Annotated in this window: 1 protein-coding gene; it reads right to left on the reverse strand. The window is 65.7% G+C overall.

What is annotated here, in order from left to right; all coding sequences use genetic code 11:
• Positions 1 to 265, reverse strand: a 265-nt coding sequence (locus C1X29_RS29990) for a hypothetical protein (protein ID WP_158247915.1), incomplete at both ends; no start/stop codon positions are given.

Genomic DNA, 265 nt, shown 5'->3' on the forward strand with positions numbered 1-265 from the left:
GACGCGGATCGCGCGCTGGGCCTCGCCGCCGTCGGTATGAGTGTAGCCGGGAAAGGTGTCGGTCGAGGCGCGCACGATCGCCTGGCTCATCGAGAACTGGATGTAGGGGCCCATCAGGTCGAGGATGAGGTCGAACACGCGCGGCCGGTCGATCAGGTCGATGAAGGCCTGGTGATAGGAGAGCAGGTCACGCCGATCCATGAAGGCTTGCGGATCGGGATCGGCATGATCGACCCAGGCATAGTGGCCGCGCGGCAGCTTGCCC

The organism is Pseudomonas sp. GW456-12-10-14-LB2 (genome assembly GCF_002884345.1).
In the GTDB taxonomy this organism is placed as follows: domain Bacteria; phylum Pseudomonadota; class Gammaproteobacteria; order Pseudomonadales; family Pseudomonadaceae; genus Aquipseudomonas; species Aquipseudomonas paraglycinae.